This is a genomic window from Sporocytophaga myxococcoides DSM 11118, assembly GCF_000426725.1.
GTDB lineage: Bacteria > Bacteroidota > Bacteroidia > Cytophagales > Cytophagaceae > Sporocytophaga > Sporocytophaga myxococcoides.
Window position 1 is genome coordinate 328,549 of the sequence record NZ_KE384561.1, and the last position, 13,426, is coordinate 341,974.

Consider the following 13,426-nt stretch of genomic DNA (forward strand, 5'->3'; position numbering starts at 1 on the left):
CTTAATATTTAATTGAATTTAACTCTTTCAAATGCATCCACATAGCTTTTTGTACTTGCATTGAAAATTTTAGTTTTTTTAGTATCTGCGTATACTTTTAGTATTTCATGCCCTCTGAATGCTTTTGAAATAGATAAAAATTGATTGGCCATTGTTTTTCTTTTATTGTCTTGATGATATAATGGCATCTCTTTTTCCTTAGCTGCATCCGGATTATAAAAGTGCAGGACCTTTATTGTAAGTATGTTATCCTCTCTGATACTAATGTGCTCATGCCAGGAATGATCTGCTCCATATAGATATATGTATTCATAATTTCTGTTAATCATCAAATATAAAGTAGCTATCATTACATTTTCGCACTGAGGCATTGCTAGCCCTTTTGAAAAAAAGAAATGTTTTATAAAATCAAATCCTTCAAATATTGTATAGTTAAAATACACAACTTTAATATTTGGTTTCTGAGCCAGAAGTTCTTGAAGTATTGCTGATTTTTTAACTTTTAAAGGAACGAATAAATTTAAATTCCAGGTTGTTTTATCTTTTAATGATTTAAAAGTGGAAATTATAACTTCGCTTTTACTCCCCTCCTCAGAAAAAAATAAAGGATCAATTATTACATAATTCTCAGGTTTTAATTGCTCAAAATAGTCATATGTTGCAAAGGTATTAACACATACTAAGTCCGTATCCTTCATAATATTCAGATGCTGTTCAAGAGATGTACTCAGAGAAGGACCGTTTCCTAAAATACTGCAAATTTTATTTTGAGGAGATGGCAAATGAGTGACAGGTCTTGACATGAGCAAAACCCTTACTAAGGAAATACAAGTCTGAATCCCTTTGGTTAAAAAATCACTTAAGTACATGCTTACAGAGGTGAAAGTACTCATGACTTTAACAGGGGTTTTAATACTCGGTTTATAATATCATTCATTTCTAATGATACCCTCATTTTATATATAACTACAATAAACACAACAGAAAAAATACTTGATCTGATAGCCATATCCAAAAGGTTATTAAACACACTTCCTCCTATTAAAGGTATGTAATAGGCCGCAGCAATGATAACCGATGACACTATAATAACTTTAAGAATGTTAATATCAAAAGGCTGCATTTTCAATTTCTTCAAGACCAGCCAATATTTTATTGAGTTATAATAAAATGTTGAAAAAGCGGCAGCCAATGCTGCTCCTACCAGTTTGTACTCCGGTATAAGAATCATATTAGCAATAATGGTCAGGAAAATCAGACTGATCATAATAACTAAATCGTATCTGTAATATTTTGACATAGCCATTACAATTCCGTTTAATCCCGTGGCCAGATCAAAGAGTTTACCCAAACCAAGAATTATGATAACCCATTTTCCCTCCTGATAACCTTGCGGAATAAGTTCAAAAAAGGAATCTAAATTTATAAGTATGCCGCCAAATATAAGACATCCAATTATCAGCTGCATGACACAGCTTTTTCGATAGATAGTTTGTATTGTATGAAGATCATTATTTTTAAATGCGTTTACAATAACAGGGATAGCAGCCTTGCTCATGGCAATTAAAGACATTCCCATAATACTTCCGAAAAAAGATGCAGTGTTATAAACACCCGTGTCTTCCAAACCGCCATAATAAGTCAGCATAATCTTATCTATGTACATAATAATCATAGAAGAAAACCCGGCCAATATTGTAACAAGGCTGTAATTAATAAATTCCTTCCGGAACTTAGGAGTGAATACTGAGAAATCAGGAATAAGAGAAAATCCACTTAATTGCATGGATTTTATTATCATCCATATTGTGGGAATTATAAATGCTGAGGTCCAAATCCAAATGAAGACATCAAAACTTATTCCAATCACAGCTATAAGCACGAGACCTATTAAAATTATCAATCTTTGTACAAATTGATTCAGAAAGGTTCCGGATACTGTTTCAAATAAATTCCTTGAATAACTATCAAAAAAATTAAACAGTATAGTGCCTAAGGAAATAGGAAGTAGCAGATAAAAATATTGGTCTAGTATAGCTGATCCTTCCGTAGAGGAAGACAGAAATAAAGGTTTCAATAAGAATACTAAAGCAGATGTCATCAGAAAACCTAACATGGAAATACTCAGTCCGGTGAAAACAAAGCCACCATATCCCTTTCTTTCACTAAACCTCGGGAAAAACCGGCTACCTGCATAGTTAACTCCAAGACTGGCTAACTGCACGAATATATACATAAAGGATAAAAGTAATCCCAAAAGTCCGTTCTGATCTTTGGTCAGCAAATTAGGGATAAGTAATCCCTGACTGATAAATCCTATTGCAACCCCAAGGTATGAAAAGATAGCACTGTGTAAGGATTGTTTTTTAATTGTACTCATTGAACTTGAATAATCTCTATTGAGATTAATATTATTATTCTCCCTTTATTTTCTTATTATAAATAAGTTCTGCGATTTCCCAATCCAAAGGAGTATCGATATCAACAGAATCCGTATCATCCATTACATACTTTCTTATTTTAGTAAATTCTGAGATAGACATTTTTTTCAGAGAATCCACTTTCATAATATAAATCGCTCCATTGTACTTATATACTTTTGGCATATCCTGCCTTCTCGTAAAAGTATTCTCTGCTGCCTTTTTAAGAAATCCATTTTCATCTTCATTATAGCAAAGGTATATTGGATTATACATCTCCTGCACACTCACAACCATATCCACATCATCGCTATATAGTTCCAGACTATCTTTCAGATGTTTAATGGTTCTCAAAGGAGAAGTAGGCTGTAATAAAATAATTCTAGAATATTGAACGCCTTTTCCTTCATAAAATTGAATGGCATGTTTAATTACATCATACCCTGAAGCTGTATCTGTCGCGAATTCCTCAGGTCTTATAAATGGAGGTTCCAACCCATATGCTCGGACGGTCTCAGCAATATCCTGACTGTCTGTAGAAACGCAAATATCTTTATCATCAGCAAACGCTCTTGCCAGATCTATGCTGTAATAGATAAGAGGTTTTCCATTAAATTTTTTAATATTTTTGCCGGGAATACCTTTGGAGCCTCCACGAGCAGGAATAAGAAACAAGGTTTTCATTTATTCCAGATATTTTACATATTCCTGAGCCTTCTTATAATCATCGGGCTTACCAATGTCTATCCAATATCCAACAATAGGGAAATAAGTAATCTTTTTCTGCATAGAGAACAGTAGATCCATTAGATCTGTCGCATTGTAGAAAGTATTTCTAGGAATAAGATTAAAATATTCCTTTTTTATAAGATACATACCCGCACTTGCGTGGTAGGTATAAGTTGGCTTTTCAGCAACTGAAGTAACGGAAGAATTATCAATGTTAAGTACTCCATAAGGTACTGAAACCACATAAGGAAAAGATGCAATTGCCATATCTGCTCCTACTTCCAGATAATGCTTATAAAACTCTTCAAGATTAAGATTTGTAAACAAATCAGAATTCATTACAAGCACTGTATCTGATTCATAATTATCTACAAGAGTCACAGCTCCTAATGTCCCGAGTGGCTCGTCTTCTCTGATATATTGTATATTCAATCCATACTTTTCACCATTCCCAAGATAATCGATGATCTGGTCTGCAAGATATTTAACAGAGATGTAGACATTCTCTATTCCGAATTTACTTAGGTTATTGATATTATATTCAATAATGGCTTTATTGCCCAGCTTCAATAGAGGCTTTGGTGTTTTTTCTGTCAATGGCCTCAGTCTTTCTCCTTTGCCTCCAGCCATTAAAACAGCTTCTACAGGAAGCAATGACTTTTGCCTTGTAAGATCGAAAAGTTTAACAAGCTTCCTTTCGTTGTTCAGCACAGGCAAGAGCCTTATATTATTTTTTCTTATTGAATCAATCAGTGCCAAATCTGGCTGTCCGTTTTTCAGAAAAATAAAATTGCCATGCATGAAAGTTGATATAGGAGATTCAAGGGATGTTCCCTTTAAGATACCCCTGCGTATATCGCCATCCGTAATTGTACCAACAACTTCACCGTTACTATTTAATACAATTAAAGTCAGCTTATCGTTCGCATTAAGCTTCTCCAATGCCTGCAAAAGAGTGCACGTTTCGGAGATTACATATTTTTCAAATTCAAGTTTATAAGACATTACAGCAACTTATTTTTTAAAGCTGTTTAAGGATATTTACTATCTGCCCGGAAGCATCTCCTGTTCCATAAACATTAAGATTTTCAAGTGGCTTCAAAGATTCTACTTTTTTTATAGCACACTCTATTGCTTCATGTTCGACAGGAACATTTAAAATATTAGGAGTTACAAGCCTTCCCTTTTGCCTGTCTCCGAGATTGATAACGTATTTTGGAAAAAATGAAGCCTCGACAAATCCACTAGATGTATTTCCCAGCATAAAAGCACAATGCTTCATGCAAGATAAATATCCCAATGCTCCGAAAGATTCCACCTCTATTGCATTTTCAGCGTGAACAATAAAATCCTTTAACCTAGACCTGATCATATTTCCCATTGTATCAGTATTGGGCATGGTAATGACCAATTGGTATTTACTACAATTTGCCAAGGCCTTTATAACCTCATTGATGAAAATTTCATTTTTTTCAAAAGAAACTGTTTCTGGATGGAATGTTATAAGTATTGTAGGTTTGGACAGATCTATATTGAATTTTTCTTTAAACTCTTCAGGAGAAAAGAGTTTCATATTTTTCAGGTTGTCTATGCTTAGAGCACCTACATTATAAGTATGTTCTTCTGAACCTGTAATTTCGATAACTCTTTTCTTATAAATATCTGTAGACACAAAATGAAATGTAGACATTAATGTAATAGAATGCCTATAAACATTATCTATTGCGCCAAGCGTTGTTTCTCCTCCGGATATGTGTGCAACTTTGATATTAAAGGGAGTTGTAGCACTTACAGCTGCAAACATTTCATATCGGTCTCCCAATGCAAATACAAGATCAAATTTATGCTCACTCCAAAGCTTAGAAAACTTTTCTATGGTATCACCTATGGAAAACGCTATATCAGAGGGACTGTCACCTTCAGGAACGGTAGGAATCTGATGCTTTACCTCAAATCCGTCTGTTTCTATGCAGCTAAGCGTATATCCATGAGCAACAGACAAATGTGTTCCAAAAGCTATAATTTCAAGATCAAAGAAAGGATCTTCCTTTAATAATTTCAACAAAGGATAATAGATGCCATAATCGGCTCTGGAACTGGTGAGTACAGCTATTTTCATCCGATATCCTTCCAGTTTAATTTATCATCCTCGCTCATAGACTTCAGTATTTTTTTTCCAATCACTTTATCCATTTCCATCGGGCTGATACCATCTCCAGGTCTTTTCATAATTAAGTCCCCTTCTTCAAGTACATGACCAGCAGGCAGGTTTTTCAAAATATGAATGCTTTTTCTGGCAATTCCGATGTTCTTTTTTTCAGATTCAGAAGGTGTTTTAATTCCATCTCCCAGAGCTATTTCAATGTTTCTTATAGCAGTGACCATCGCATTCAATTCCTCCGGTTCAAGGGAAGATTGATGATCCGGGCCTTCCATATTTCTATCCAGTGTAAAATGCTTTTCTATAATGGTCGCACCAAGGGCTGTTGCAGCAATTGGAATTTCAATACCATTGGTATGGTCAGAATATCCTATAGCTACATTCAACTCTTTCTGGATTGTTAGCATTGCATTTAAATTGACATCTTTCATTGGTGTAGGATATTCTGTTGTGCAATGCAGAACGGTAAGGTGCTCCTTTTTAAGGCCACTGCTCAACAAAACTTCCATAGCAGTTTTAACCTCCTCAAGATTTGCCATCCCCGTTGAAAGAATGATCTTCTCGAAGTTTTTAGCCATCTTCCTGAGGTATGGCAGATTTGTTAATTCACCAGAAGGTATTTTACCAATATTAATTCCAAGATCTTTTAACAAGTCAATACTTTGCAAATCAAAAGGGGTAGAAAGAAATTGAATTGGTTTGGTCTCGCAATATTCTTGTAAAATATGATGGTGTGTTTCATTCAGTTCAAGCCTCTTTAGCATTTCATATTGGCCTTCATCTGAACCAGTCATTTTCTTCTGATATTCGGCTTTCTCTGATTTTTTACTTGTAATCGTTGATGCCTTAAAAGTCTGAAATTTTATTATATCAGCACCGGCTTCAAAAGCTTTATCAATGAGTTTTTTAGCAATATCTATGCTTCCGTTGTGATTAACTCCTGCTTCGGCAATGATTAAAATTGATGGTTTCATTTAATAAAATAAATGTAATACTCATTTATGAAAAACTGCAGGATTTCCTATGTAAACACCTTCCTCAAGCAGATCCTTAACTACCGTAGAATGCCCTCCGACCACTATATTCGATGCAATTGAAATGCCATGGAAGGCCATTACCGAACTTGCAATAAAACAATTATCCCCTACTTTAACACCTCCGTTCAGCACAGCATTGGTTGAAATATGACAATGGTTTCCAATCTTCACGTCATGTTCAATTATTGCCCTTGTATTAATTATTACATTATCTCCTATCTCTGAAGAGGCATTTAATATACAACCATGCATTACAATTGTACCTTCCCCGATTTTAGCATACTTTGAGACAATTGCTGTTGCAGCTATAATGGTGGCTAGTTTTCCACCTTCTTGTTTTATCGAATTATAAAGTTTAATTCTTAATGCCGGAGATTTGAACTGCCCAATTGTAATTAAAAATTCAAATCCCTTTTGTGCCAGTTCAGGAATAAGCTCATCTCCACCTAAAATAGGATACTCTAGAATAGTCTCTCCTTTAGTAAAATCCTTTTCAAGAATACCTTTTATCTCATAGCTTCCGCCTGATTCTATCACGTCTATGCAAGATTTGCAATGACCTCCGCCACCTATGAGAATAAGTTTTTTCAAATTTTATAATCCCGAATAAAAGTCTTTAACAAATTGAATAACCTGACTCACCTCTTCATTCTTAATGGATGTTGAACAAGGAAGACTCACACATGCCCGATAAACATCCTGTGAAATATCATTATGGGTAAAATAAAGATCTTTTTCCATCATTGGCAATCGATTCATTGGTACCCAAAATGATCTTGCTTCTACACCTTTTGATTTTAGATAAGCTATTAGCTCTGCTTTATGCGGAACTTTGACAGTAAACAACCAATGATTGGGCTCCACTCCTTCAATTACCTCCTGAGTTTTAAATCCTTGAATAAAAGACAACTCATTTTTATACATCTGAGCTACCTCTTTTTTCCTTTGGATAAACACATCTAATTGCTCCATTTGGGCAACTCCCATGGCTGCCAGAATATTTACAAGCCTGTAGTTATATCCGGTTTCATCATGATAATATTCATTAGGGTCAGCTTTTGCCTGAGTGGTGAGATGTTTTGCCTTTGTTGCAAGCTTCTCATCACTGGTAAGGATCATTCCTCCTCCTCCCGTAGAAATAATTTTATTACCATTGAAGCTACTGGTTCCGAATAAACCAAAGGTACCAGCATGTTTGCCTCTAAACTTGCTGCCTAAAGCTTCAGTTGAATCTTCAACAATTATCAGTCTGTATGTTTGAGCGATTCTGATAAATTGATCCATGTCACACATATTGCCCAGCACATGAACAGGTACAATTGCACTAATCCTTCTGTTTAATTTTTTATGGTAACTAAATCCTTCTCTTATTTCAGTTTGCGTTTGAAGAAATTCCTCAAGCAATCCGAGATCCATTTGCCAGGTGTTGCTGTCTACATCTATCATGACAGGATCAGCCCCAGTATACTTTATTGCATTGGCAGTAGCGACAAAAGTAATATTAGGAATGATAATCAAATCTCCTCTCTCGACACCGGCCAACTGGAGACTTATATGAAGCGCTGCAGTACCGTTGGAAGTAGCAATAGCATACTTTGCTCCGGTATATTCAGCAAGAGTTTTCTCAAATTTAGTTACATAACTGCCAACAGAAGATACCCAATTGGTATCAAGACATTCTTTGATGTATGTCCATTCATTTCCTGAAATATTTGGTACTGAAAGAGGGATCATTTTTAGAATTGCTTCAAAGAAGCTTTTTCAATTTACTTAGTTTAAAATCAAATATTATAGATATCAATCTTATATCTCGCCAGATTAGATGCTTCCGAAAACCATTTAATAGTCTCTGCCAATCCGGAATCCAAGGTATAATCAGGCTTCCAATTGGTTAGTTCCTTAATTTTCTTGTTACTACCGAACAAGCGCTCTACCTCACTTTTTTCAGGTCTGAAACGCTGCTCGTCAGTAATAATTTTCGCTTTCCCGTTGATCTGACTGATGAGCTTTTGCGCTAAATCTCCTACAGAAATCTCTTCCTGCATTGCTATGTTCACCTCTTCACCAATGGTTGCATCAGCCTTTGCAATCTCAATAAATCCTTTTGCTGTATCCTTAACAAATAACAAATCTCTTGTCGGATGCAGGGAGCCAAGCTTGATCTCATTTTTACCTGCAAGCAGTTGAGTGATAATTGTAGGAATTACAGCCCTTGCTGACTGTCTGGGACCATAAGTATTAAATGGACGAACAACAGTTACAGGTACTCCAAAGCTTCTGTAAAATGAATCTGCTATGTAATCGGCTCCGATTTTGGTGGCAGAATATGGTGATTGTCCCTGGCGGGCATGTTTTTCATCTATAGGAACATAAAGAGCAGTTCCATACACTTCTGAAGTTGAAGTTACCAATACCCTCTCAACACCAAGTTCTTTAGCAGCTTGAACAATATTAAGAGTACCTTTTACATTAGTATCGATATAAGTATCCGGAGAATGATAACTGTAAGGAATAGCAATAAGTGCTGCAAGGTGAAAAACAACTTCGATATCTTTCATTGCATTTTTTACTCCATGCGGATCTCTTATATCTCCTGCAATTATTTCAAGTTGAGCAAGTTTTTCTTTAGGAAATGCATCAAGCCATCCCCAGGAGTTAAATGAGTTGTAATATACAAATGCCCTGACCTTGCAACCTTCTTCCAATAACTTTTCCACCAGGTGACTTCCGATAAACCCGTCTGCTCCCGTAATCAGGACTTTCTTGTTTTTTAACTCCATTTTGTCTTTAAACTATTGACTCAAAAATTTTTATCTAGACCTAAGGTGAACTCTCTGCCAAATGTGATAGTTTCAAATTTAAGCAAGGAATTCAATCCTCCATAAGTTCACCCTTTGTAAGAGAGTAAACTTACAAATTTTGAATAAAATTCGCTCTTCTATTCAGATTTAAATAATTCTTCTTCTCTTATTCCCCATAGAATTCAATTCTTTGGGGCAGGTAAAAACGAATTGGAATACAGGAAAGCAGATTCGACGATTTTCATTACTTAAATTACTTTTAAGTAAATGTATTACCTTTGCCTTCAGTCTCATATGGTAAGTTACAAAAGTACATTAAATTAATTATGCCTGATAATAGTAGAAAAGAGAAGTGGGTAACAATTGTAAACAGACATTATCCTCCCAATCCTGGCATAACTGGTGAATCGGCCTGGGACCTCGCTAAATATCTGATAGACCATTACAATATTCATGTACAAATAGTCCATGTTCTACGAAATGATGATGGCGGAGGTGCAGTCAGATCCCCTATTGGAAAAATCGTTTCAATTCCAACTTTATACAAAGGTAAAAATGAAGGCTTAAAATCTCTTGCAGGTTTTCTTGATGGTTTATTTCTGATTATTAAAACCCTTTTTGTGAAAAAAGGACCTGTAATTTGCATGACCAGCCCTCCATTGTTACCATTTTGGGCTTCCATTTTTTTTGGAATATTTCGTATAAAATGGATTTTCTGGTCAATGGATTTATTTCCTGAAGCTTTTGTAGCAAACAGGAAAATGAAAAGTAATTCTTTCCTTTATAGAATTATCAGATCCATTACTTATAACAACAAACCAGAGTTGCTGGTTTCATTAGGGCCCAAGCAGGCAGAATATATCCTGACAAATTATAAAAGGCCCCCTCTTGTTACAGTGTTACCATGTGGCGTCTTTACAGATTATGAAAAAGACGAACAAATTCCTGAATGGAAAAAAGATGATGGCAAAATTTATTTTGGTTATTGCGGGAATCTCGGAGCTCCACATTCGAAAAAATTTCTGAAAGAATTCATTGATACGTTTAATCCGGAAACACAACATTTAATCCTTGCTGTCTATGGACCAAAAGCTTCTGAAATACAAGAGTATGCAAAAGGGAAAGTTGGTATAACAATGCTTAAAAATGTACCAAGAAGTCAGCTACATTATATAGATATCCATCTTGTGAGTTTGCTTCCTGAGTTCAATCATACTGCTGTTCCTTCAAAAGCAATCAGTTCAATATGTACCGGAGGTACTGTTTTATTTTACGGAAATGAAGAAGCTGACACATGGTTTATGCTTCGCAATGCATCCTGGCTGGTTGATATTAATAAAGATTTAAAAAATCAATTGACAAACTTTATTGAGAATATTTCAGCGGAAGAAGTACTTGGAAAGAAAAAAGACTCAATAATACTTGCTGATCAGTTACATAAAATGGAAATATCAGCTTATCAGGAAATAGCGGATCATATAATCCGCTATCACCGGTGATTAAACTCTGCTTTTTAGACCATTAAAGATTTCTTCCAGCGTATTGGGCAGATCATATTTATAATTCCAGGCCGGATAGTGATTCTTAAATTTAGATAAATCACTTATATACCAGATATGATCACCGACCCGTGAAGTATCGGAATATGAATAATTCATTTTCTTTCCAGTGATTTTTTCACAAATCAGAATTGCTTCTTTCATTGAACAATTGGCAAACCTTCCCCCCCCTGCGTTATATACCTCTCCCTGACCAGGGTTTTGATAAAAATGCCAGAACATATTAATCAGATCGTAACTGTGTATATTGTCTCTGACTTGTTTTCCTTTGTATCCGAAGATTGTATAATGCTCGCCGGTGATTGCACATTTCATCAGGTAGGAAAGAAATCCATGGAGCTGTGTGCCAGAGTGATTTGGCCCAGTAAGACAGCCTCCTCTGAAAACACCGGTTTTCATTCCAAAATATCTTCCATATTCCTGAACCAATATATCAGCAGACACTTTTGAAGCTCCAAAAATAGAATGAGTAGACTGGTCAATAGTCATCTGCTCGTCTATACCATTTTTGAAATACTGATGCTCTTCGCTTATTTCCCATCTATTTTCCAATTCCACAAGAGGAAGAAAATTTGGAGTGTCACCATATACCTTATTGGTGGAAGTGAAAATAAAGACCGCCTCTGCACAATATTTTCTGGTCATCTCCAGCATATTCAAGGTACCATTGGCATTTACAGTAAAATCTGTAAATGGCTCTTTTGCAGCCCAGTCGTGGCTTGGCTGTGCGGCCGTATGCAAAACCAGTTTAATGTCTTTGCCATATTGAGCAAAAAGCTTATCTAATTCTTCCTGATTTCTTATATCAAGAGACTGATGAGTGTAATTGTGGTACGTAGTTTCTAGTCTTTGTCTGTTCCAATTGGTAGAAGCATTTTTGCCAAAAAAATACTGCCTCATATCATTGTCTATTCCTATTATAAGATCGAATTTATCGCTAAAAAAACCAACCGCTTCACTTCCAATCAATCCGGCAGAGCCCGTAATCACCGCTATATTCATATTCAATACTTTATTTACTTTTCCTTGTCTTTGTTACTAAATTTCAGAATAGAGCTTCTAATTATACCTAAGCTTCAGTAGCCTTAGTGTGACGGACTATTTTGAAGGATACCATATAATATTATCTAACAAAGACTTCCGTTGAATCTTATTTTAACAAAAAATTATATTATTTAATCCCCGAAAGATAATATATATTTTACATTTTACTCAAAGGTTATTGCCGATTTAGTCATTAAACGCCTTTCCAAATTTTCATTAGAAAAGATTGAATCCTATACATCCCGATAAAACCAATCAGCAAAAATTATTAAATTATTACTTACCAACTATTTAAGAAATCAAGAAGCATTTTGGGAAATTTTAAATAGTATCCATTTCCTGAAAAAAAGAAAATAATGAATCAATATCCATAATTCATGAATAATTGAGAGCATTTTTCATAAAATGAAGATTAAATTCGGAGGCAAAATCACAAAATCATTCACTTATCTTATTTTTTATGAATAGCTTGATTTTTCAATTTTATTTAAACACATTCGTTGAGGCTTAAAAAATAGACCTTGTGTATATATAATTGCTATGAAATTTCAGATTTATCGATTGTTATATTACAAGGATTTTAAAAACATAATTTTTTTTCTTAAAATTGACCCAGAAAATATAGGTTATAAAGTATGAAGAGAATTGCGGTTTTCACTTCCGGTGGTGATGCACCAGGTATGAACGCTTGTATAAGAGCTGTAGTTAGATCAGCGCATTACTTTGGTTTAGAAGTATATGGAATTTTGAAAGGTTATGACGGAATGATCCATGGTAACCTTATCGAAATGGATGACAGATCGGTTAGTAACATCATCCAAAGAGGTGGAACCATCTTAAAGTCAGCCAGAAGTGAAGAATTCAGAACTGTTGAGGGAAGAAAGAAAGCCTACGAGAATATTAAAAAATTTGGTATCGACGGATTAGTTGGAATTGGAGGAAACGGAACATTTACCGGTGCGGAAATTTTTTACAATGAATATCAGATACCTTGCGTTGGAGCTCCTGGAACAATAGATAACGACCTTTATGGCACGGATTTTACTATCGGTTATGATACAGCAGTTAATACTGCTCTTTCAGCAATAGACAGAATCAGAGATACAGCGGATGCTCACGAAAGAATATTCTTTATTGAAGTTATGGGTCGTGACACAGGTTATATTGCAGTAAGATCTGCAATTGCAGGTGGAGCTGAAATGTCTGTAATGCCTGAGACTAAAAATTCAGTTAAAGAGGTAATCCAGAAGTTAAAACACGGAACAAGCCAGTCAAAAGCGTCTCACATTATCATAGTTGCAGAAGGCCATGAAGTGGGAAGAGCTCAGAATATAGCTGATAAAGTAAAAAAAGAACTACCTGAACTTGATGCCAAAGTTACAACTTTAGGTCACGTACAAAGAGGTGGAGCGCCTACAGCTGCAGATAGAGTGCTAGCCAGCAGATTAGGACTTGGCGCTGTTGAAGGATTAATAAAAGGAAAAACCAATGTGATGGCTGGGGTAATCAACAGAACATTGTGCTACACTCCATTCAAAGATACTATTACTAAGAAAAAGCCAATTAACAAAGAGCTCATTCGTATAGTTGAAATTTTAAATGGCAGGAAATACCATAACATAGAAAGAGAAATTTTATAATAAAAAAAAGCCCCTGACCTGTCGGGGGCTTTTTT

Annotated in this window: 12 protein-coding genes; 2 read left to right on the top strand and 10 right to left on the bottom strand. The window is 35.2% G+C overall.

The genetic code is table 11. From position 1 onward, the window contains the following. Positions 1-8: 8 nt before the first annotated feature. Genes K350_RS0125415 through K350_RS0125455 form a run of 9 tightly spaced genes read right to left on the bottom strand, consistent with a single transcriptional unit; the run spans position 9 to position 9,127 of the window. Positions 9-893: a hypothetical protein gene (locus K350_RS0125415; protein WP_051313683.1), complete on the bottom strand. Its 885-nt coding sequence runs from the start codon at positions 891-893 to the stop codon at positions 9-11. Then, entirely contained in the window at positions 890-2,380 is a 1,491-nt protein-coding gene (locus K350_RS0125420) for an oligosaccharide flippase family protein (RefSeq protein WP_028982324.1), read from the bottom strand. The genes K350_RS0125415 and K350_RS0125420 overlap by 4 nt, the downstream gene beginning before the upstream one ends. Positions 2,381-2,414: 34 nt before the next feature. Next, a complete protein-coding gene (locus K350_RS0125425) occupies positions 2,415-3,104 on the bottom strand; it encodes an acylneuraminate cytidylyltransferase family protein (RefSeq protein WP_028982325.1) in 690 nt (229 codons plus the stop codon). Then, a complete protein-coding gene (locus K350_RS0125430; RefSeq protein WP_028982326.1) occupies positions 3,105-4,154 on the bottom strand; it encodes a nucleotidyltransferase family protein in 1,050 nt (349 codons plus the stop codon). A 16-nt stretch (positions 4,155-4,170) separates the two neighbouring features. Continuing rightward, positions 4,171-5,268 carry a UDP-N-acetylglucosamine 2-epimerase gene (neuC, locus tag K350_RS0125435; RefSeq protein WP_037577280.1) on the bottom strand — a complete coding sequence of 366 codons (1,098 nt, stop codon included), beginning with the start codon at positions 5,266-5,268 and terminating at the stop codon, positions 4,171-4,173. Then, complete coding sequence (gene neuB / locus K350_RS0125440; protein ID WP_028982328.1) at positions 5,265-6,284, bottom strand: N-acetylneuraminate synthase; 1,020 nt, start codon at positions 6,282-6,284, stop codon at positions 5,265-5,267. The genes neuC and neuB overlap by 4 nt, the downstream gene beginning before the upstream one ends. Before the next feature lie 21 nt (positions 6,285-6,305). Continuing rightward, positions 6,306-6,938 (bottom strand): acetyltransferase, encoded by a 633-nt coding sequence (locus tag K350_RS0125445; protein ID WP_028982329.1) that lies wholly within the window; start codon positions 6,936-6,938, stop codon positions 6,306-6,308. A 3-nt stretch (positions 6,939-6,941) separates the two neighbouring features. Then, on the bottom strand, positions 6,942-8,081 hold the full coding sequence (locus tag K350_RS0125450; RefSeq protein ID WP_028982330.1) for a LegC family aminotransferase: 1,140 nt from the start codon (positions 8,079-8,081) through the stop codon (positions 6,942-6,944). 47 nt (positions 8,082-8,128) lie between these two features. Next, entirely contained in the window at positions 8,129-9,127 is a 999-nt protein-coding gene (locus tag K350_RS0125455) for an NAD-dependent 4,6-dehydratase LegB (protein WP_028982331.1), read from the bottom strand. A 347-nt stretch (positions 9,128-9,474) separates the two neighbouring features. Between K350_RS0125455 and K350_RS0125460 the strand changes: the two genes are divergently transcribed. Next, positions 9,475-10,647 (top strand): glycosyltransferase family protein, encoded by a 1,173-nt coding sequence (locus K350_RS0125460; RefSeq protein ID WP_028982332.1) that lies wholly within the window; start codon positions 9,475-9,477, stop codon positions 10,645-10,647. Here K350_RS0125460 and K350_RS0125465 read toward each other — a convergent pair whose 3' ends face one another. Next, on the bottom strand, positions 10,648-11,709 hold the full coding sequence (locus K350_RS0125465) for an NAD-dependent epimerase/dehydratase family protein (RefSeq protein ID WP_028982333.1): 1,062 nt from the start codon (positions 11,707-11,709) through the stop codon (positions 10,648-10,650). A 677-nt stretch (positions 11,710-12,386) separates the two neighbouring features. On the opposite strand from K350_RS0125465, the gene pfkA reads away from it, so the two are divergent. After that, positions 12,387-13,391 (top strand): 6-phosphofructokinase, encoded by a 1,005-nt coding sequence (pfkA, locus tag K350_RS0125470; RefSeq protein WP_028982334.1) that lies wholly within the window; start codon positions 12,387-12,389, stop codon positions 13,389-13,391. The last annotated feature ends 35 nt before the right edge of the window (positions 13,392-13,426 follow it).